Below are 19,825 nucleotides of genomic sequence, written 5' to 3'. Positions count from 1 at the left end.
TATTCCATTGGTTAATGAGGAAATTATGCGCCTACTTCACACCATGCTGCGCGTTGGCGATCTGCAACGTTCTGTCGATTTCTACACTAACGTACTGGGTATGAAACTGCTGCGCACCAGCGAAAACCCGGAATATAAATACTCGCTGGCGTTTGTGGGTTACGGCCCGGAAACGGACGAAGCGGTCATCGAACTGACCTACAACTGGGGCGTGGACAGCTATGAGCTGGGCACCGCTTATGGTCATATCGCGCTGGAAGTGGACAACGCAGCCGAAGCCTGTGAACGTATCCGCAGCAACGGCGGTAACGTGACGCGCGAAGCTGGCCCGGTCAAAGGCGGCACCACCGTGATCGCGTTTGTTGAAGATCCGGACGGTTACAAAATCGAGCTGATTGAAGCCAAAGACGCTGGTCGCGGTCTGGGCAACTGATCCCGCAGGGCGCAACATGCGCCCGTACTTTTACTGCATCCCCATCCAAAATTTGCCATAATGCGCACTGCTTTTTTCCCCATGTAAGAGACCCTGATGTCCGATAACGCTCAATTTAGCGGTCTGTGCGACCGTTTTCGTGGTTTTTATCCTGTTGTGATCGATGTTGAAACAGCTGGATTTAACGCTAAAACCGATGCGCTGCTTGAAATTGCCGCCATCACGCTGAAGATGGATGAACAGGGATGGCTTACACCGGACACCACGCTGCATTTCCACGTTGAACCGTTTGAAGGGGCCAACTTACAGCCCGAGGCGCTGGCCTTTAACGGCATCGATCCGCATAACCCGCTGCGTGGTGCGGTAAGTGAATATGACGCGCTGCACGCCATTTTTAAAATGGTGCGTAAAGGCATGAAAGAGAGCAACTGCAGCCGCGCCATTATGGTGGCGCATAACGCCACGTTCGATCACACCTTTACCATGGCCGCCGCCGAGCGCGCGTCGCTCAAGCGTAACCCCTTCCACCCGTTTGTGACCTTCGATACCGCGGCACTGAGCGGTCTGGCGTTGGGACAAACGGTATTATCAAAGGCCTGTATTACGGCAGGCATTGAGTTTGACGGTACGCAGGCGCATTCCGCACTTTATGACACCGAGCGGACGGCGGAGCTGTTTTGCGAAATTGTGAACCGCTGGAAGCGTCTGGGTGGCTGGCCGCTGCCGATGGGTGACAATGAAGAATAAAAAAAAGCGACCTCATGAGGTCGCTTTTTTGTCTTCGCAGATAACTTACTCCGCGTCTGGCTCTTCCGTTTTGTACTTCGCAGCCGTTTCTTTGATCAGCTGCTGCAGTTCACCGCGCTGATACATTTCGATCAGGATATCGCAACCGCCGACCAGCTCACCGTCTACCCACAGCTGTGGGAACGTCGGCCAGTTAGCGTATTTAGGCAGCTCAGCGCGGATGTCCGGGTTCTGCAGGATATCAACGTAAGCAAAACGCTCACCACAGGCAGACAGCGCCTGAACCGCTTGCGCGGAGAAGCCACAGCTTGGCAGCTTCGGAGAACCTTTCATATACAGCAGAATCGGGTTTTCAGCGATCTGGCGCTGGATTTTTTCAATAGTGGTGCTCATGTCTTGCTTCCTTTAACTTCTGTTACGGCATTCGTCTGTCATTGTAGCGGTTCAGACTGCCATCGGAAAATAACATTTTTGTCACGTCTTTCTTATTTTACCGCGAGTGATGAAAAGTTGCATTGCAAATGGTGTTTAACCCTGCGGCACTCAGGGTTTTGTTTAGGGAGTGAACAATAGTGCGACAGATTGATGAATTTTTTTGCACTTGCTAACGAAACAGGATTGTAGATTGAAAAATGCTATTAACTTATCGGGTTTTTATAGATTAGAATCGACGGGCTTTGTAAATCATTCGCGGGTATTATTGATGACCTGCATTTATCAGGGGACTGCCCAGTGGCGCGGATAAATAAAATCTCGATCACGCTCTGTGCTTTACTGTTTACAACACTCACTTTCACGCCAGTGGCGAACGCCTCTCAACAGGCGCGGCACTCTGCTGTACAAAAAACGCATCTGGCCAAAACCACAGACCGTAAGAAAAAAACCACCAGCAAGAACGACAAGAAAAAGACCACCACCCAGACTAAAAAGACCGCCTCCAGCAAGACGAAAACAAAACCTTCCCGCACTGCCCACGCAACCAAAAGCAAAGCCTCGCAAACTGCAGCTAATCTCGTGACGGAAAAATGCATCCCCCGCAAAGGTCATAAAGCGAAATGCACGAAGGTCACGAAAATAGCGGAAGTGCATAAGGTTCGCGTGCAGAAAGCGCAAAAAACGGCGTTGAATAAACTGATGGGGCAGATCGGCAAACCCTATCGCTGGGGCGGCAGCTCACCGCGTACCGGTTTCGACTGCAGCGGCCTCGTCTATTACGCCTACAAAGATCTGGTGAAGTTCCGAATTCCACGTACCGCCAATGAGATGTATCACCTGCGCGACGCGTCACCGGTCAACCGCGGTGAACTGGAGAATGGCGATCTCGTCTTCTTCCGCACTCAGGGGCGCGGCACGGCTGACCACGTTGGCGTATATGTAGGCAACGGGAAATTTATCCAGTCCCCACGTAGCGGCCAGGACATCCAGATAACCTCTCTCAGTGAAGACTACTGGGTACGTCACTATGTCGGCGCACGCCGCGTGATGACGCCAAAAACCATTCGCTAACCCCTGCCCTGCCACAGCCGTGGCAGGGTAAGTTCCTCTTTTGCATACCCTTTCAATTTGCTATTCTGTCCCTGTTGTCTGTGTGGTTATTGGCAACATAAAAAACAATAAGGAGAGAAGCAATGTCGTTCGAATTACCTGCACTACCATATGCAAAAGACGCCCTGGCCCCGCACATTTCTGCGGAAACCCTGGAGTATCACTACGGCAAACATCACCAGACGTACGTCACCAATCTGAACAACCTGATCAAGGGCACCGATTTTGAAGGCAAAACGCTGGAAGAAATCGTCCGCAGTTCAGAGGGCGGTGTCTTTAACAATGCCGCTCAGGTGTGGAACCACACCTTCTACTGGCACTGCCTGGCACCGAATGCAGGCGGCGAACCTACGGGTGAACTGGCTGGCGCGATTAACGCGGCATTTGGCAGCTTTGCTGATTTTAAAGCGAAGTTTACGGATGCTGCAGTCAAGAACTTCGGTTCTGGCTGGACGTGGCTGGTGAAAGACGCGGATGGCAAACTGGCTATCGTTTCCACCTCGAACGCGGGTACGCCACTGACCACCAGCGCAACGCCGCTGATGACCGTGGACGTCTGGGAACACGCTTACTACATTGATTACCGTAACGCACGCCCGAACTACCTGGAGCACTTCTGGGCACTGGTTAACTGGGCGTTTGTGGCGAAGAACTTCGCCGCGTAAGAGACACGCAGAAGGGTTTGCCCTTCTGCGTTTTTTCATTATTCAGCAGCGCACACTGCTTCCGGCTGTTTACGGCCAGACATCATTACTAACAGCAGGCCGAGCGCGGCAATTATCGCCCCCATCACCGGCACAAAGCTGTATCCCAGGCCACCAGAAATGACGGCACCACCGGCAGCGGCACCGAGCGCATTGCCAAGGTTAAACGCGCCAATATTGACCGACGACGAGAGACCCGGTGCCTCATGGGCAACGCGCATCACGCGCATCTGCAGCGGCGGAACCACGGCAAAGGTCGCAGCCCCCCAGACAACCATCGCCATCGCCGCCCCGACTTCATTACGCGCCAGCCACGGAATGGCGATCATGATGACAATCAGCAGCGTTAAAAAGCCTTTCAGCGTCCCGCTCACGGAACGATCGGCGAATTTCCCGCCGAGATAGTTGCCTATAGAGAACCCGACACCAATCAGCACCAGCATCGCGGTCACAAAGAGAGGCGTCGCGTGGGTGATATCGTGCAACACCGGTGAAATATAGGTGTACAGGGTAAACATGGCGCCCGCCCCCAGTACGGTGGTCAGCAGTGCGGAGAGCACCTGCGGGCACATCAGTACCGACAGCTCTTTGCGGACGTCAGGACGTTCACCAGCGCTGCCTTTCGGCAAGGAGAAGTACAACGCCACCATGGCGATAACACCCAGCACGGCCGTCGCCAGGAACGACATGCGCCAGCCGATCGCCTCACCCAGCCAGGTTGCGGCAGGTACACCGCCAATGTTGGCAATTGTCAGACCCATAAACATGGTTGCCACGGCACTCGCCTGCTTGTGTTTTGGCACTACGCTTGCGGCCACAACCGATCCCAGCCCAAAGAACGCGCCGTGGTTAAGACTGGTCAGAATGCGGGACAACATCAGGGTGGTGTAATCCGGAGCAATCGCGGAGAGCACGTTGCCCAGCGTAAATATCGCCATCAGGAAAATGAGCGCATTGCGGCGCGCGCGGTGTGAAAGCAGAAGCGTCATGAGCGGTGCCCCCACCATCACGCCAATGGCGTAGGCGCTGATGAGCATCCCGGCCGCCGGGATAGAAACATCCACGCCCCGGGCGATAACAGGCAGTAACCCCATCGGGGAGAATTCAGTGGTGCCAATCCCAAAAGCGCCAATCGCCAGGGCAAGCAGGGGAAAATTGATTTTCATGCGTCAACTCCGGATGCCGTGTCATGTCGTGACACAGAACAAAGAAGCCGAAAGCATGACATCAATCACAAAAAATGAGAAGTTAACAAATTGGCAAAAGATTTTTGCCGCAGGCGTAACAATCAGGAAAACTGAGAGGGAGAGAGCTCTCCCTCCGTGTAAATCAGTGCAATGCAGCCGTCAGACCCGCCGCAACAATCAGAGCCAGTACAATAACGGTGGTCACCAGCGAAAACTTCAGATCGTAGCTCATCAATTTTTCTCCTTTTAATCTCCCCACGAAAAGTGAGCCTGCTCATTTTTACACAGTTTAGTTCAAAAATCTTCCTGGATTTAAACTGATAACCACTTTAGCTCTTCCCCTTTTCATCAAGATAGGACAAAATTCCACGCTAAATTTATTAGCGTACCGGCCATTGACCCCCTCCTGACGTCCTGTGTCGTTTTCCCGGCGTGCCGCAATTCAAGATTGCGTGATAAGGGTGAGAGAAGGCAAACGTTTACCTTCAAGTTTTTCAGGAGTTTAGGATGTGGTCTGGAGTGACATTTAATGGCAACAATTAAAGACGTAGCAAAACGCGCAAACGTTTCCACTACAACCGTATCACATGTAATTAACAAAACCCGCTTTGTGGCGGAAGAGACGCGCAACGCCGTCTGGGCGGCAATCAAAGAATTACACTATTCACCGAGTGCGGTGGCGCGCAGCCTCAAAGTTAATCACACCAAATCCATTGGTTTGCTGGCTACCAGCAGTGAAGCGGCCTATTTTGCCGAGATCATTGAAGCGGTCGAGAAAAACTGCTTCCAGAAAGGCTATACCCTGATTCTGGGCAACGCGTGGAACAGCATTGAAAAACAGCGCGCTTATCTCTCCATGATGGCGCAAAAGCGTGTGGATGGCCTGCTGGTGATGTGTTCAGAGTATCCGGAGTCCGTGCTTTCCATGCTGGAAGAGTACCGCCATATTCCTATGGTGGTCATGGACTGGGGCGAAGCGCGTGCAGACTTCACCGACTCCGTCATCGATAACGCGTTTGAAGGCGGCTATATGGCAGGCCGTTATCTGATTGAACGCGGTCACCGTGAGATTGGTGTGATCCCGGGTCCACTGGAGCGCAACACCGGAGCCGGGCGTCTGGCCGGGTTTATGAAAGCAATGGAAGAGGCGCTGATTACCGTGCCGGAAAACTGGATCGTGCAGGGTGACTTTGAACCGGAATCCGGTTACCGCGCAATGCAGCAGATTGTCTCACAGTCGCATCGCCCGACAGCCGTTTTCTGTGGCGGTGACATTATGGCGATGGGAGCTCTCTGTGCCGCCGATGAACTGGGTCTGCGCGTGCCGCAGGACATTTCCGTGATCGGGTATGACAACGTGCGCAACGCGCGCTTCTTTACCCCGGCGCTGACCACCATCCACCAGCCAAAAGACTCGCTGGGTGAAACGGCCTTCAATATGCTGATGGACAGGATCGTCAACAAGCGTGAAGAGTCTCAGTCCATTGAAGTTCACCCGCGTCTTATCGAACGCCGTTCCGTTGCGGATGGTCCGTTCCGCGACTACCGTCGTTAATCTTTTACGGGGCCAGTTATACTGGCTCCCGTAGCCATTCCCGGTTAAGCGTCTCACTGTCCCCCAGGTAATCCAGAAGCCAGGCCATTGCGGGCGACACATCATTTTGTTGCCAGGTGAGGCAACAGGCAGCATCCGGAAAAGGATTTTCCAGCGTCAGTTCAACCCATTCACCGGTATCGATTCGGGGCCGTGCAAAATGGCCAGGGACCATGGCAACGCACAGCCCGGCGCTGAGGCATGTTGCTGAGGATTCCCAGTCCGGCGCAACCACCCGTCGCTGGTTATCCAGCAGCCAGGTAATGCGTTTGGGCAACGAACGCGAGGTATCTTCCAGCACCAGCGAGGGCCAGTTACGGAGCGTTTCGTCGCTGAGCGGCCCGTCCAGGTCAGCCAGCGGATGATCGCTTGCCACCACACATTTCCAGCTGAGCATGCCCATGTCGCGAAAGGCAAAGCGTCCTCCAACCGGAATCGCCTGCGTGGCACCGATCGCCATCTCTGCCCTGCCATCTGCCAGCGCATCCCATACTCCGTTAAACACTTCCTGGGATACCCGCAATTCGACATCCGAGAAATGGCGATAGAAATCGACAATCATCTGCCGGGTACGTTCCGGTTTTACGATGTTATCCACGGCAATGGAAAGATGTCCTCGCCAGCCGTTAGCGATCTGCTGACACTGTTCGCGGGTGATCTGCATTTTTTTGATAACAGAACGCCCTTCTTTCAAAAACCATGCCCCGGCGGGCGTTAATTCCACATCACGGTGACGCCGTTCAAACAGCGGAACGGCCAGCCATTCCTCAAGCTGACGCACCGTATAGCTGATTGCCGAGGGGACGCGGTGCAACTCCTGCGCTGCACCGCTAAAGCTGCCGTTGCGCGCAACAGCATCGACCACTTCAAGAGAATAATCTGACCACATTTTCTGCCTGCAAAAATTTTGAATGCACTCGCCAAATATTAGCGTTTCACAAGCTGCTTTGCACTCCCTACACTCTGCGCAAACATAGACCTGCCTCCCTCAGGAGAAAAAAACAATGCAACCCAGGAAAGGATTTTTAGTCTGGCTCGGTGGTTTAAGCGTGCTGGGCTTTTTAGCCACTGATATGTACCTGCCCGCCTTCGCCGCAATGCAGGAAGATTTACAGACCCCGGCGGCAGCCATCAGCGCCAGCCTGAGCTTATTCCTCGCGGGCTTTGCCTTCGCGCAGCTGCTCTGGGGGCCTCTCTCTGACCGCTTTGGCCGTAAACCGGTGCTGTTGCTGGGGCTGGCTATCTTTGCCGTCGGCTGTCTGGGAATGTTATGGGTACGCGATGCAACCTGGCTGCTGGTACTGCGCTTCGTGCAGGCCGTTGGCGTCTGTGCTGCCGCGGTGACCTGGCAGGCGCTGGTCACCGACTACTATCCGGCCAACCGGACAAACCGCATTTTCGCCACCATTATGCCGCTGGTAGGGCTTTCGCCTGCCCTCGCCCCGCTGCTCGGGAGTTGGATCCTGGCGCATTTCGACTGGCAGGCCATTTTCGCTACGCTGTTTGCCATCACGCTGGTCCTGATGATCCCGGCATTCACACTCAAAGCGGCACATAAGAAAGAGACGCCTGCTGACACAACACCGGTGACCTTTACCTCTCTGCTGAGCACCAAAGCGTACCGCGGTAATGTCCTGATTTATGCCGCCTGCTCGGCGAGTTTCTTCGCGTGGCTGACCGGTTCGCCGTTCATTCTTCACGATATGGGTTACAGCCCGGCCGCCATCGGTCTGAGCTATGTCCCGCAGACCATCGCGTTTCTGGTCGGGGGTTATGGCTGTCGCGCGGCGCTGCAAAAATGGGAAGGCCAGCAGATGCTGCCCTGGCTGCTGGTGCTCTACGCGCTGAGCGTGATCGCCACCTGGGCTGTGGGCTTTATCCCGGGCGCAGGTCTGGCAGAAATTCTGATTCCCTTCTGCGTGATGGCCGTGGCGAACGGTGCGATTTACCCTATCGTGGTAGCCCAGGCATTACGTCCGTTCCCACAGGCAACAGGCCGTGCGGCTGCGCTTCAGAATACCCTGCAGCTGGGTCTGTGCTTCCTGGCAAGCCTGGTTGTCTCTGCGCTGATTGCCACGCCGCTCCTGACCACCACCAGCGTCATGCTGGTTACGGTTGCACTGGCCCTTCTGGGATACCGTATGCAGTCAGCGGCACAACGTGAGCAGGATGACCGCGCAGAGGTGAAAACCTCGCATGCATAATCGCGCCAGAAATTATGTTAAATATCAGTGATTAGGTTGCTAAGAATTTTCTATTGAATCACCAAATTTTGAGGCCTATACTAAATTTGGTTCGATTAAATACGATAAATATTAAGTGTTAACGGGAGCCGGAGCGCTCCCGTTTTACCATGGAAGGCATTTCGGCAAGGGTTATCTCCCTTCCTCTGTTCTACGTCGGATACTAGCCTCACGGGGAAATACCGTGAGATTTCTCACAAACCATAAAAAGCGTCTACGCTGTTTGAAGGTTCTGATCACAGTAAGGTGATGGAGAAGCTATGAGTTCATCGTGTATAGAAGAAGTCAGCGTTCCGGACGATAACTGGTCCCGGATCGTCAGTGAACTGTTAGGTCGTGCAGGCATCACTATTAATGGATCTTCGCCATCCGATCCACAGGTTAAGCATCCCGACTTTTTTAAACGCGTATTGCGAGAGGGATCGTTAGGCCTGGGGGAAAGTTATATGGACGGCTGGTGGGAGTGTGAACGGCTGGATATGTTTTTCTCCAGCGTGTTACGTGCCGGTCTGGAAAACCAGCTCCCCCGCAATCTGAAAGATACATTACGTGTCGCCTCCGCCCGGCTGTTTAATCTGCAAAGCAAAAAACGGGCGTGGATCGTCGGCAGGGAGCATTACGACCTCGGTAATGACCTGTTCAGCCGCATGCTTGATCCTTTCATGCAATATTCCTGCGCCTACTGGAAAGAGGCCTCAACCCTTGAAGAAGCACAGCAGGCTAAGCTGCGTCTGATTTGTGAAAAACTGCAGCTACAGCCGGGCATGCGTGTGCTGGATATCGGCTGTGGATGGGGTGGTCTGGCCTATTTTATGGCGAAGCATTATGGTGCCAGCGTGGTCGGTGTGACCATTTCAGCCGAACAGCAAAAAATGGCACGGGAGCGCTGCCAGGGCCTTGATGTGGATATTCGCCTTCAGGATTATCGCGACCTGAATGAGCAGTTTGATCGCATAGTCTCCGTCGGCATGTTCGAACACGTGGGGCCGAAAAACTATGACACCTACTTCAGCGTGGTGGACCGTAACTTGAAACCTGACGGCATCTTCCTGCTGCACACCATTGGTTCTAAGCGCACCGACAATAACGTCGATCCGTGGATCAACAAATACATCTTTCCGAATGGCTGTTTGCCGTCCGTTCGCCAGATTGCTAACGCCAGTGAACCTCATTTCATTATGGAAGACTGGCATAACTTTGGCGCGGATTATGACACCACGTTGATGGCATGGCATTCACGTTTCCAGGAAGCCTGGCCAGAAATTGAGGACAACTATTCTGAACGGTTTAAACGGATGTTCAGCTATTATCTCAATGCCTGCGCAGGCGCCTTTCGCGCGCGTGATATTCAACTTTGGCAGGTTGTTTTCAGCCGAGGGATAGAACACGGTTTGCGGGTCGCACGCTAAAAAAACCCCGGATTTCCGGGGTTCATTTTATTCTTCTTCTGCGGTCTTTATTATTGCGGCTTCTTTTGCCGCCAACAGCCGCTCAACGGTATCCACAACCGCCTGAGTCTGCGGATCGATTTCGATATTAACCCGATGCCCCAGTTTTTTCGCTCCCAGGGTTGTACGCTGGAGAGTTTCAGGAATTAAATGCACGCAGAAACGGGTCGGCGTCACTTCCCCAACCGTCAGGCTAATCCCATCAATACCAATAAATCCTTTATACAGGATGTATTTCATTAATGAAGGATCCTGCACTTTAAACCAGATTTGACGGTTATTTTCCGAGGTGACAATCTTCGCCACTTCCGCGGTGGTCATAATATGGCCTGACATCAGATGGCCGCCAATCTCATCGCTAAACCTGGCCGCACGCTCTACGTTTACGGTATCCCCCACCACCAGCTCGCCCAGGTTGGTGATGCGCAGCGTCTCTTTCATTAAATCAAAGCTAATCTGGTTACCGTTAATTTCGGTTACCGTCAGGCAACAGCCGTTATGTGCAATCGAGGCGCCAGTTTCAATGCCATCAAGCATATATTCCGGAAGCTCAACCACATGAGTTCGGAAATTAGGTTTTTCATCAATGGACACCACTTTGGCGGTGCCCTGCACAATACCAGTAAACATGCTTACAACTCCTGTTTTTTCCGGACGGTGGTGACACCGTTTAATCCCACCACAATAACAGTTGGAAAAACAGGTTGCCAGCGGAGCGCATTTTGTGGCGATTTTTTCACTAGATAAATAGCTAAACCCCGCTACAATAGCTGGCACCCCCCTGCATTTTCTTCTTGCTGCCAGTTACGGCGGCCTTTTTAGTCTCTCAAATAACTAGAATATAAAGGTGTTCACGTGCAGAAGTACATGAATGAAGCGCGCCAGTTATTGGCACTGGCTATACCAGTGATCATCGCGCAAGTGGCCCAGACCGCAATGGGATTTGTGGATACGGTAATGGCGGGTGGCTACAGCGCCACCGATATGGCCGCCGTGGCAATAGGCACCTCGATCTGGCTTCCGGCCATCCTGTTTGGCCACGGCCTGCTGCTCGCCCTCACCCCGGTTATCGCTCAGCTAAATGGCTCAGGGCGACGTGAACGTATTGCCCATCAGGTTCGACAGGGGTTCTGGCTGGCAGGATTTGTCTCCGTGCTGATAATGGTTGTGCTGTGGAATGCCGGTCATATCATCCGCGCCATGCATAATATTGACCCGGCTCTGGCTGACAAAGCCGTCGGCTACCTGCGGGCCCTGCTGTGGGGTGCGCCTGGCTATCTGTTCTTCCAGGTCGCGCGTAACCAGTGTGAAGGTCTGGCGAAAACCAAGCCCGGAATGGTAATGGGCTTTATCGGCTTGCTGGTGAATATTCCGGTGAACTACATCTTCATCTATGGTCACTTCGGTATGCCGGAGCTCGGCGGCGTCGGCTGCGGCGTGGCGACGGCTGCCGTCTATTGGGTGATGTTCTTCAGTATGATCTCCTATGTGAAACGTGCTCGTTCAATGCGCGATATCCGCAATGAACGTTCGTTCAGCACGCCGGACTGGAACATCATGACGCGTCTGGTGCAGTTAGGCCTGCCGATTGCGCTGGCGCTGTTCTTTGAAGTGACGCTGTTTGCCGTGGTCGCCCTGCTGGTTTCTCCGCTCGGCATTGTGAACGTAGCCGGTCACCAGATTGCGCTGAACTTCAGTTCCCTGATGTTCGTATTGCCGATGTCGCTGGCCGCAGCGGTGACCATTCGCGTGGGCTTTCGTCTGGGGCAAGGTTCGACGCTGGATGCGCAAACGGCGGCCCGCACAGGGCTTGGCGTCGGTGTCTGTATGGCCATCTGTACGGCACTGTTTACCATCACGCTGCGTGAGCAAATTGCCCTGCTTTACAACGATAACCCGGAAGTGGTGGCCCTGGCCTCCCACCTGATGCTGCTTGCCGCGGTGTACCAGATCTCCGACTCCATACAGGTGATTGGCAGCGGCGTACTGCGTGGGTATAAAGATACGCGTTCGATCTTCTTTATCACCTTCATCGCTTACTGGGTGCTGGGTCTGCCGTGTGGTTATATCCTGGCGCTTACCGATCTGGTGGTTGACCGCATGGGGCCGGCAGGATTTTGGATGGGCTTTATCATCGGCTTAACCTCTGCGGCAATTATGATGATGCTGCGCATGCGCTTCCTGCAACGCCAGTCATCCTCGGTAATATTGCAACGTGCTGCACGTTAAATACGCAGTAGCCGCCAGCTGGCGGCTACTTTCTCTTCACTTTGCGCGGTAATAAAGCAATCGCGTGAAATCAGAGAGAAAAATGCATTTTCCCTCTTGCCTCAACGATGCTGTGCCGCTAATATTCGTCCCCGTTGTCACCGACAACACGTTGCGTTCATAGCTCAGTTGGTTAGAGCACCACCTTGACATGGTGGGGGTCGTTGGTTCGAGTCCAATTGAACGCACCATTCTGCGTCCGTAGCTCAGTTGGTTAGAGCACCACCTTGACATGGTGGGGGTCGGTGGTTCGAGTCCACTCGGACGCACCATTTCAGTCCTGAAATGGTGCAAATCCTCTTCTTAATGCCTGATTTTTCTTAATACCCCAATTTCATCATTATTCTCCTGCTACGCTTTTCTTATGGAAAAAAAACAGGAAGACTGTCGATGAAGAAAATCGCCATTATCGGCTCCGGCCCTACAGGGATTTACACCTTTTATTCTCTTCTTAAGAACGCGTCGCCGCTCTCTGTCTCCGTTTTTGAACAGGCAGACGAAGCTGGCGTAGGAATGCCCTACAACGACGACGATAACTCTCGCCTGATGCTGGCCAACATTGCCAGCATTGAAATCCCGCCCCTTTTTATGACCTACCTCGACTGGCTTAAGCGCCAGAGTGAAGCCCATCTGGCGCGCTTTAAGGTTGATAAAGCCGCCTTGCATGACAGACAGTTTTTGCCCCGTATTCTGCTGGGCGAGTATTTTCGCGACAGTTTCCAGACGATTGTCCAGGAAGCTAAGAGGCGGGGATTTCAGGTTGAGATCCACACGTCTGCCAGCGTCACCGATGTTGCCCCGTCCTCCTCCGGCGTGACGCTTTCGGTCAATGACACGCCGTTTCCGGAACGATTCGATCTCGCCGTGATCGCCACCGGGCATGTCTGGCCAGAAGAAGAGGAAGCCACGCGCGCGTATTTCCCAAGCCCGTGGTCAGGGTTGATGGATGCCCGTATCCGCCCCTGCCGCGTCGGTATTATGGGAACATCCTTAAGCGGGCTGGACGCGGCGATGGCCGTGGTCATGCAGCACGGTGAGTTTCGCGACGGCACATTCCTCCTCGATAAAGGAAGTGAAGCGTTAAAAATTGTACTCATGTCCAGGACCGGGATTCTGCCAGAGGCCGATTTTTACTGCCCTATTCCGTACGAACCGCTGTTGGTATTAACCGAATCGGTACTCGAAGCCGAAATCGCCAAAGGATCAGACGGTCTGCTTGACCGCATTTTCGCCCTGATGGTGAAAGAGCTTGAACTCGCCGACCCGGCCTGGTGTGAGAAAATATCGCTGCGCATGCAGACGGCGGACAGCCTTCGCGAAGCGTGGTTTGAGGATCGAAAACAGCACGGTCCGTTTACCTGGGCTGAAGAGAACCTGATTGAGGTCGAGCGGAACAAACGTGACCGGCGCACGGTGGACTGGCGCTACACCGTGCTTCGGCTGCATGAAGTGGTCCAGGAGATGGTTCCTCATCTTACCGAAAAGGACGCTGAACGCTTTAAAAACGGGCTGGCACGCGTCTTTATCGACAACTATGCCGCCATTCCCCCGCAGTCGATTCGCAGGCTTCTCGCGCTTCGTGAGGCCGGCATCATTAGTGTTGTGGCGCTGGGTGATGATTACACGCTGGATATTGGCAGTGCGCAGACGGTCATCGCCACAAAAGAAACGACCTACCGTTTCGACGTCTTTATTGATGCCCGCGGGCAAAAGCCGCTTAAAACAAAAGATCTGCCCTTCCCGACGCTGCGCAAGCAGCTACAGGCGACGGGCGATGAGATCCCGGATATTGGCGAGGATTACACGTTAAAAGCGCCGGAAACGCTTCGCGGACGCATTGCATTTGGCGCAATCCCGTGGCTGATGCACGATCGCCCTTTTGTTCAGGGACTGGCGGAATGTGCAGAGATAGCAGAGGCGATGGCAAAAGCCGCAGAGAAAACCGCATCGGGTTCAAGACGGAAATTACCGTACAGTGATGACTGACAGGGCATCCGTGCCCTGCAACGCGGGATTACTCGAAGTAAACCTGCGGGTTATCGGATAAAGAGACGAAGGTTTTCGTCTCTTTATCCAGTGCAAGAATTTTGCCGCTTTCAATGTCATACACCCAGCCGTGAAGGCGGATGGCGTTGTTGCGCAGGCCCACCGCCACTGACGGGTGAGTCTTAATGTTGCTCAGCTGCGCAAACACGTTTTCCTGCACCATCGCATTCACTTTATCGATTGGCTTATCCCAGGTTTTCTTCTCAACCACCGCTTTTGCCGCATCGGAATAGCGTAACCAGTGAGAAACCGCCGGCATAGGTTCGAGGTCCGCATTGTCGGCAATGGCTTTCATCGCCCCACAGTTGGAGTGGCCGCAGATAACAATATCGGTCACGCCCAGCGCGACAACCGCGTATTCAATCGTTGCGGAGACACCGCCTGGCTCAGGGCCGAACGGTGGCACGATGTTGCCAGCATTACGAATGACAAAGAGTTGTCCTGGCTCTTGCTGAGTGACCAGTTCTGGGACCAGACGGCTGTCAGAGCATGAGATGAACAGCGCTTTGGGATTCTGGCTGGACGCTAAACTGCGGAAGAGCTCTTTACGTTGCGGGAAAATCTCTTTTTGAAAGCTGAGAAAACCTTCAATGATATGTTGCATAGCAATTTCTCTTTTATCTGTTTTAGTTTAGGTATGATCGGGATCACACAAGTAAAGTTTACCCACCGGACTTTACTTCAGACAAGCAATATATTTCTGGCCCGACCGCTGCACAATCTCATCCGCATTCGCCAGGATATTTTGCCCTTCAAAAGCGCCGTACAGGCGAGCGAATTTTTTCCCCACCAGCCGCCCGGTCACGTCTTCGACGCTGCGGGCGGGCAACGGCAGCATATTCGGATAGCTCCACATAAACGAGACAGCATCTTTGCCCGGCGTGACCTGTAGAATATCGCCTGCCAGTAAGACACCATCACCCTCCTGCCAGTGCAGCACCGTTCCGCCAGCGAAATGTCCTCCGAGGCGTAATAACGTTACCGCGGGGAAAATGTCCAGCGTATCGCCCTGCCAGAAGTGGAGCATCGGGCTGTCGCGCATAACCCACTCGCGATCGTTCGCGTGCAGGTAAACCGGCGCATCGAAAGCCCCGGCCCACTCCTGCATTGTGGTGTAGTAGTGAGGATGTGAAATCGCGATCGCGCTGATGCCGCCGAGCGCCGTGATGATGGTTCTGGTTGCCGGGTCGAGATTCGCAATGCAATCCCAAAGGATATTGCCGTGGGGGGTACGCAGAAGCAGCGCGCGCTGGTTGATGGCAAAAGCGGGCACCGTTTTGATACTGAGCAGCTGCGGCTCCAGCTGCTGCCATTTATTGCTGTGTGTGGCCGTCACCGTCGCAAAATCACTCCACGCCTGGCCGCTGGCCGGAACATACTGGCGTTCATCCTCGCACACAGGGCATCGCGCCGGCGTTGCGTCATAAGAGGTACCGCAGGTTTTACACAGTATAATCATGAGCTCTCCTCAGCGATAAAGCACTGAGTATGGCAGGGATTATCGTTATGTGCTGCGCGGTACATTGCCGGCTCTTTTTGCCCTATACTGTGCCAGTATCAAAAACCGAACAAAGCAGGTGCCATATGGAAATTGATCTCGAAAACTTGGTCTTTAACGGGCTGGATGAAGCTGAAGAGCGTAACGCGGAACGTCTCGACGACGCTGATAAAAAAGCGCAGTCGATTATCGCCGATGACGACTGCGGTGATGCCTGCAAGATCTGATGATAAAGCACCGGAAAACCCGGTGCTTTTTTATATTATTTCTTCAGCCCGTCAATCGCCGCCTGCGCGCACGCTTCATCCAGATGACCACCCGGCGCACCGCCGATCCCTATTGCGCCGATCACCTCATCCCCCTCTTTCACCGGCAGACCACCGGCCAGCAGCAGGAAGCCCGGAATATCACGCATGTTTTGTGCGCCGGCATTGCTCTGCGCGGCTTCCATAACCTTGCCTGACGCATTTTTTGCACTCAGCGCGGTATAGGCTTTCATTTCGCTGGCTTTTACCGTGTGGGGCCCGGCATTGTCGGTACGCTGCACCGCTTTGACCACACCGGCGCGGTCCACCACGGTGACCGTCACCTGGTAGTTTTTCGCTACGCAGGCCTGAATGGCGGAGGTCGCCAGCGCGTTGGCCTGCGCCAGGGAGAGATTTTTCTGGTTCAATGCGTCGGCCTGTGCCGTCAGGCTTACGCTACCGGCGACAAGCGCGGCTGCCATCATTACTTTTTTCATCGCACGTCCTCGAATGATTGAATACCGTTCGATCGTACTCAGACGCGCGATGAAGCGTAATTCGGTTGATTACGCAATTATCCTGGTAGTTATACGGATTGTAATTTGTCGTAATCGCGGATTGCCTGCACCAGGCTGGTCACGCCAAGCTTGGCGAACGCCGCGGCCCGGTGCGCTTCAACCGTTCTGGGCGAGAGGTTCAACTGCAGGGCCACCTCTTTATTGCTGCGTCCTTCCATCAGCACCGCCAGCACCTCGTGCTCACGCGCCGTCAGTTGTTCGAAACGCGCTTTAATCCGCGACGTTTCCTGCCAGCGGGTCAGTCGTCTCTGGCTCTCTTCGAAGGCGAGCCCTACCGTTTCAATGAGCTTATCGGCATCCAGCGGCTTGGTGAAAAACTCAAAGACGCCATTGCGAAAGGCGCGGCGGCAGGCATCAACGGTGCCGTGTCCGGTCATGACGATAACCGGCAGCAGCGGCCAGGGCCATTTGCCCTCCTCCAGCCAGGTCAGCCCGCCTTTTCCCGGCATGCGCATATCCAGCAGCAGACAGCCGACGAGCGCCGCGCGCCCACCGTGCGCTGACGTAAACGCGTCCACGCTTTCAAACCCATTGACCTGCCAGCCCATTCCCGAGAGTAAGAAGGCCAGCGACTCACGGATGGATTCATCGTCATCAATCAGCCAGACTGTGTTATCCACGTGTATTTACCTCTCCACTCGCCAGTTGTAACCGGACCTGCGCCCCGCCCTGGGGCGCATTGCCCAGCGTAATTGATCCATTCATGCGCGTCATCAACGACTCCGTTAACGTCATTCCCAGCCCTATTCCCTCCGTCCGCCCGCTGTAAAACGGCATAAAGGCGTTCTGCAAGGCCTCCGGGCTAAAGCCAGGTCCGCCATCGGTGAGGGTGATATAAATCCAGTTTTCCCGTTTCTCGCTGGTTATTTTCACCCACCCTTGCGCGCACTCTTGCTGGGCCTGAATGGCATTACTGAGCAGATTATGCAGCACCTGTTCAAGCCAGAGTCGGTCTGCCAGAACCCGCGTGGCACCTGCCGCGAACGCATGGCTCACCGCGATATGCTCAGAGCGGCGTTCATGTTCCAGGAGATCGACCACCTGCTGCCAGCACGGTTTCAGGTCGATATCGCGCAAGGTGACTTTTTCCTGAACCACATGTTCGCGAAAGCGGGTTAAGAGCGCGCTGATACGCTGGGTTTGTACCAGCGCGGCAGCCAGCGCCTGCGATACGGCCTGCGGATTCGCCTGCTGTTGCTGGCGCTGAGCACCCTGGATCCAGGTCTGAACGGCAGTCAGCGGCTGGTTTATCTCATGCACGATCCCAGCGGTGATCTCTCCCAGGGTGTTGAGCCTTGCATGCTGGTAATAGTGTGCGCGCTGTTCGGCGTGCTGGCGCTGCCGCCGTTGCCAGAGCAGCAGGCTGGCCGCGGCGATAAGCACCGCCCAGCCGAAGAACAGGAACGGATATACCCACCAGGAGACGGCCAGCCAGTGCGGCTTTGCCGTGGCCATAAGGGTAAAAGGTTGTGTGGGTTGCGTGAAGGTCCGCTGCCAGTGCCAGAAAGCCCCGGCAGGGGGCGCGTTATCTGCGTCATTGAAGCGAATGGCAAGTGCATCAAAGGTATGTTGGGTGCTGAGCAGCGGCGCAAGATCGATAAGTACGCGGATCTGACGCCAGGGATTATACAGCCAGTACTGACAATCGCGGGTCGATTCCACACGGGCAGCGTTCAGCGCACGGCCTGAAGTTTTCTCAAGGGCGAGGATGTGCGGGAATTTTTTGCGCAGGGCCGCGAGGTCTTCCTCACCGTTGAGTAACGGCAAAACAGATTCATTTTGCGTCAGTACGGCGCTAAGGGTGGAATAGCGTGTCGAAAACTCACGATCGCGTTCCCAGAACTGGCGGCGGATCTGTTCGGCATAAAGCAAAACGCCGCTGATGAGGCACGCCAGCAGCCAGACAATAACCGTGCGCCTGAAAAGAGTGTTATTCATTCCGTTAACGGGTCAGGAGATTCATCCTGCCGACATTAGCAGTTAACCGTTGTCAGAACAAAATTTCGCACAGCTCATTCCAGTACATTTCGCGCGTGCGGCGCAGTTCAGCGTGACGTTTTATCATGGAACCACTCCGGATCAATGTTGGCAACGTCTACGCCATACAGGCTGGCGACAGGCAGTACGGACTCAAGAACACGTTGCGCGCTGTTCTCCGCATTCGCTGGTCGGGTCGCAAAAAACCGCCGTAACGTGTTTATCCACTTTTTCATCGTCTTTCCCCCTTTCGCTTCACTTGCCCTAAGTTAAACACCCAACACCCGCGCAGGGGAAATACCAAAATCCACTGTCGATGTGCAGGATTTGCAAATAGCCTTCCATTCTTTTACTCACCATTAACACCTTGTTCACTAATGCTTTTTTGCTAATAGCAAAGAACGATTTCTTATTTGGCGAGAGCTTTCGCTTATGGGAGCGTAACGGGGTAAAACAAAAACAACGGGATGAACAATCACTATGGCAGCAAACACGAAAGGGTTTAAAAAAAGGACACTGGTGCTGGGCTTACTGGCGGCAGGCGGTCTGTTCTCGATGCAGGTGCAGGCCGATAAACTGGCGGATATTAAAGCCGCAGGCGTGGTCAAAGTTGCCACCTTTGATGCCAATCCACCGTTTGGCTCCATCGATGCAAAGACCCATGAGATTGTCGGCTACGACGTCGATTTCGCCAGAGCGCTTGCCAGTGCACTTGGCGTGAAGCTTGAACTGGTCGCCACCAACCCGGCTAACCGCATTCCCCTCCTGCAGTCCGGTAAGGCGGATTTGATTGTGGCAGATATCACCATTACCCCGGAACGGGCGCAGGTAGTTGATTTCTCCCTTCCCTATTTCGTGACCGGCCAGCAGTTCCTGGTACCGGTAAAAGCTGCCGATACGCTTGAGGCCTATAGCCGGGCGCGCATTGGCGCGGTAAAAGGCACAACGGGTGAGCAGGCGCTGCACCAGCGTTTCCCGCACGCCCGCGTGCTCTCTTATGACGATATTCCGCTGGCGCTGACGGCCCTGCGCAACGGTAACGTGCAGGCTATCACTCAGGACAGTACGATTCTGGCCGGTCTGCTGGCGCAGGCGCCGGACAAGGCGAACTTCAAAATCCTGCCCGATCTGCTCAGCAAAGAAGAGATTGGCGTGGGGGTAAAAAAAGGCGAAACCGCACTGCTGAAAGCCGTCAACGACGAGCTTGTTAACCTTGAGAAGAACGGTCAGGCGGCAAAAATCTATGACGTCTGGTTCGGTCCGGATACCCCCTCCCCACAGCCTCGTGCCTTTAAAATAGAAGCTCAGTAAT

General features: G+C 54.2%; 22 protein-coding genes and 2 tRNA genes. 13 read left to right on the top strand and 11 right to left on the bottom strand.

From position 1 onward, the window contains the following. Positions 1-25 precede the first annotated feature (25 nt). Both gloA and rnt read left to right on the top strand, forming a co-directional pair. The gene (gloA, locus tag JTA15_RS05195; protein WP_020884340.1) at positions 26-433 is read left to right on the top strand and encodes a lactoylglutathione lyase; all 408 of its coding nucleotides are present in this window, start codon (positions 26-28) and stop codon (positions 431-433) included. Between the two features lie 96 nt (positions 434-529). Next, positions 530-1,180 (top strand): ribonuclease T, encoded by a 651-nt coding sequence (gene rnt / locus JTA15_RS05190; RefSeq protein ID WP_025204356.1) that lies wholly within the window; start codon positions 530-532, stop codon positions 1,178-1,180. A 45-nt stretch (positions 1,181-1,225) separates the two neighbouring features. Here rnt and grxD read toward each other — a convergent pair whose 3' ends face one another. After that, on the bottom strand, positions 1,226-1,573 hold the full coding sequence (gene grxD / locus JTA15_RS05185) for a monothiol glutaredoxin 4 (protein ID WP_003832760.1): 348 nt from the start codon (positions 1,571-1,573) through the stop codon (positions 1,226-1,228). Between the two features lie 339 nt (positions 1,574-1,912). On the opposite strand from grxD, the gene JTA15_RS05180 reads away from it, so the two are divergent. Then, entirely contained in the window at positions 1,913-2,686 is a 774-nt protein-coding gene (locus tag JTA15_RS05180) for a C40 family peptidase (RefSeq protein ID WP_014169773.1), read from the top strand. 122 nt (positions 2,687-2,808) lie between these two features. Beyond that, on the top strand, positions 2,809-3,390 hold the full coding sequence (sodB, locus tag JTA15_RS05175; RefSeq protein WP_020884341.1) for a superoxide dismutase [Fe]: 582 nt from the start codon (positions 2,809-2,811) through the stop codon (positions 3,388-3,390). Between the two features lie 38 nt (positions 3,391-3,428). Here sodB and JTA15_RS05170 read toward each other — a convergent pair whose 3' ends face one another. Together JTA15_RS05170 and JTA15_RS05165 are read right to left on the bottom strand one after the other, a co-directional pair. Then, entirely contained in the window at positions 3,429-4,595 is a 1,167-nt protein-coding gene (locus JTA15_RS05170; protein WP_219372930.1) for an MFS transporter, read from the bottom strand. 163 nt (positions 4,596-4,758) lie between these two features. Continuing rightward, positions 4,759-4,848, bottom strand: a complete 90-nt coding sequence (locus JTA15_RS05165) for a YnhF family membrane protein (protein ID WP_032670423.1) — start codon at positions 4,846-4,848, stop codon at positions 4,759-4,761. Between the two features lie 297 nt (positions 4,849-5,145). Here JTA15_RS05165 and purR point away from each other — a divergent pair, with 297 nt between their 5' ends. Beyond that, entirely contained in the window at positions 5,146-6,171 is a 1,026-nt protein-coding gene (gene purR / locus JTA15_RS05160) for an HTH-type transcriptional repressor PurR (RefSeq protein WP_014169769.1), read from the top strand. Positions 6,172-6,187: 16 nt separating this feature from the next. Here purR and punR read toward each other — a convergent pair whose 3' ends face one another. After that, positions 6,188-7,099 (bottom strand): DNA-binding transcriptional activator PunR, encoded by a 912-nt coding sequence (gene punR, locus JTA15_RS05155; RefSeq protein ID WP_025204357.1) that lies wholly within the window; start codon positions 7,097-7,099, stop codon positions 6,188-6,190. A 115-nt stretch (positions 7,100-7,214) separates the two neighbouring features. Here punR and punC point away from each other — a divergent pair, with 115 nt between their 5' ends. Both punC and cfa read left to right on the top strand, forming a co-directional pair. Further along, positions 7,215-8,414: a purine nucleoside transporter PunC gene (gene punC, locus JTA15_RS05150; RefSeq protein WP_014169767.1), complete on the top strand. Its 1,200-nt coding sequence runs from the start codon at positions 7,215-7,217 to the stop codon at positions 8,412-8,414. A gap of 299 nt (positions 8,415-8,713) precedes the next feature. Beyond that, positions 8,714-9,862, top strand: a complete 1,149-nt coding sequence (gene cfa / locus JTA15_RS05145) for a cyclopropane fatty acyl phospholipid synthase (RefSeq protein WP_219372929.1) — start codon at positions 8,714-8,716, stop codon at positions 9,860-9,862. 27 nt (positions 9,863-9,889) lie between these two features. Here cfa and JTA15_RS05140 read toward each other — a convergent pair whose 3' ends face one another. After that, positions 9,890-10,531 (bottom strand): riboflavin synthase, encoded by a 642-nt coding sequence (locus tag JTA15_RS05140; RefSeq protein ID WP_020884345.1) that lies wholly within the window; start codon positions 10,529-10,531, stop codon positions 9,890-9,892. A 225-nt stretch (positions 10,532-10,756) separates the two neighbouring features. On the opposite strand from JTA15_RS05140, the gene mdtK reads away from it, so the two are divergent. The 4 genes from mdtK (at position 10,757) to JTA15_RS05120 (ending at position 14,155) form a co-directional block, all read left to right on the top strand. After that, positions 10,757-12,130 carry an MdtK family multidrug efflux MATE transporter gene (mdtK, locus tag JTA15_RS05135; protein WP_014169764.1) on the top strand — a complete coding sequence of 458 codons (1,374 nt, stop codon included), beginning with the start codon at positions 10,757-10,759 and terminating at the stop codon, positions 12,128-12,130. Between the two features lie 153 nt (positions 12,131-12,283). After that, positions 12,284-12,360, top strand: a tRNA-Val gene (locus JTA15_RS05130). A gap of 4 nt (positions 12,361-12,364) precedes the next feature. Beyond that, positions 12,365-12,441 (top strand) — tRNA-Val (locus tag JTA15_RS05125). A 118-nt stretch (positions 12,442-12,559) separates the two neighbouring features. Beyond that, positions 12,560-14,155, top strand: a complete 1,596-nt coding sequence (locus tag JTA15_RS05120; protein ID WP_219372928.1) for an FAD-NAD(P)-binding protein — start codon at positions 12,560-12,562, stop codon at positions 14,153-14,155. A gap of 28 nt (positions 14,156-14,183) precedes the next feature. On the opposite strand, the gene JTA15_RS05115 is transcribed toward JTA15_RS05120, so the two are convergent. Both JTA15_RS05115 and JTA15_RS05110 read right to left on the bottom strand, forming a co-directional pair. Further along, positions 14,184-14,819, bottom strand: a complete 636-nt coding sequence (locus JTA15_RS05115) for a carbonic anhydrase (RefSeq protein WP_014169762.1) — start codon at positions 14,817-14,819, stop codon at positions 14,184-14,186. Between the two features lie 72 nt (positions 14,820-14,891). Beyond that, complete coding sequence (locus JTA15_RS05110) at positions 14,892-15,674, bottom strand: MBL fold metallo-hydrolase (RefSeq protein WP_044857174.1); 783 nt, start codon at positions 15,672-15,674, stop codon at positions 14,892-14,894. 125 nt (positions 15,675-15,799) lie between these two features. On the opposite strand from JTA15_RS05110, the gene JTA15_RS05105 reads away from it, so the two are divergent. Next, on the top strand, positions 15,800-15,940 hold the full coding sequence (locus JTA15_RS05105; protein ID WP_020884349.1) for a hypothetical protein: 141 nt from the start codon (positions 15,800-15,802) through the stop codon (positions 15,938-15,940). Positions 15,941-15,975: 35 nt separating this feature from the next. Here the strand turns inward: JTA15_RS05105 and JTA15_RS05100 are convergent, their stop codons facing one another. The 4 genes from JTA15_RS05100 to JTA15_RS05085 all read right to left on the bottom strand — a co-directional run bounded on the left by JTA15_RS05100 (position 15,976) and on the right by JTA15_RS05085 (position 18,749). Further along, a complete protein-coding gene (locus tag JTA15_RS05100; RefSeq protein ID WP_020884350.1) occupies positions 15,976-16,455 on the bottom strand; it encodes a heme-binding protein in 480 nt (159 codons plus the stop codon). Positions 16,456-16,544: 89 nt separating this feature from the next. Then, on the bottom strand, positions 16,545-17,156 hold the full coding sequence (locus JTA15_RS05095) for a response regulator transcription factor (RefSeq protein ID WP_014169758.1): 612 nt from the start codon (positions 17,154-17,156) through the stop codon (positions 16,545-16,547). After that, positions 17,149-18,474: a sensor histidine kinase gene (locus JTA15_RS05090; protein WP_163304236.1), complete on the bottom strand. Its 1,326-nt coding sequence runs from the start codon at positions 18,472-18,474 to the stop codon at positions 17,149-17,151. The genes JTA15_RS05095 and JTA15_RS05090 overlap by 8 nt, the downstream gene beginning before the upstream one ends. Positions 18,475-18,581: 107 nt before the next feature. Beyond that, complete coding sequence (locus JTA15_RS05085) at positions 18,582-18,749, bottom strand: hypothetical protein (RefSeq protein WP_014169756.1); 168 nt, start codon at positions 18,747-18,749, stop codon at positions 18,582-18,584. A gap of 244 nt (positions 18,750-18,993) precedes the next feature. Between JTA15_RS05085 and JTA15_RS05080 the strand changes: the two genes are divergently transcribed. Continuing rightward, the gene (locus tag JTA15_RS05080; RefSeq protein WP_150343758.1) at positions 18,994-19,824 is read left to right on the top strand and encodes an ABC transporter substrate-binding protein; all 831 of its coding nucleotides are present in this window, start codon (positions 18,994-18,996) and stop codon (positions 19,822-19,824) included. Position 19,825 lies beyond the last annotated feature (1 nt).

The organism is Enterobacter sp. BIDMC 29 (genome assembly GCF_019378755.1).
Lineage (GTDB): Bacteria > Pseudomonadota > Gammaproteobacteria > Enterobacterales > Enterobacteriaceae > Enterobacter > Enterobacter ludwigii.
The sequence above is the reverse complement of the archived record's forward strand: the minus strand, read 5'-3'. Positions and strand labels throughout refer to the sequence as shown.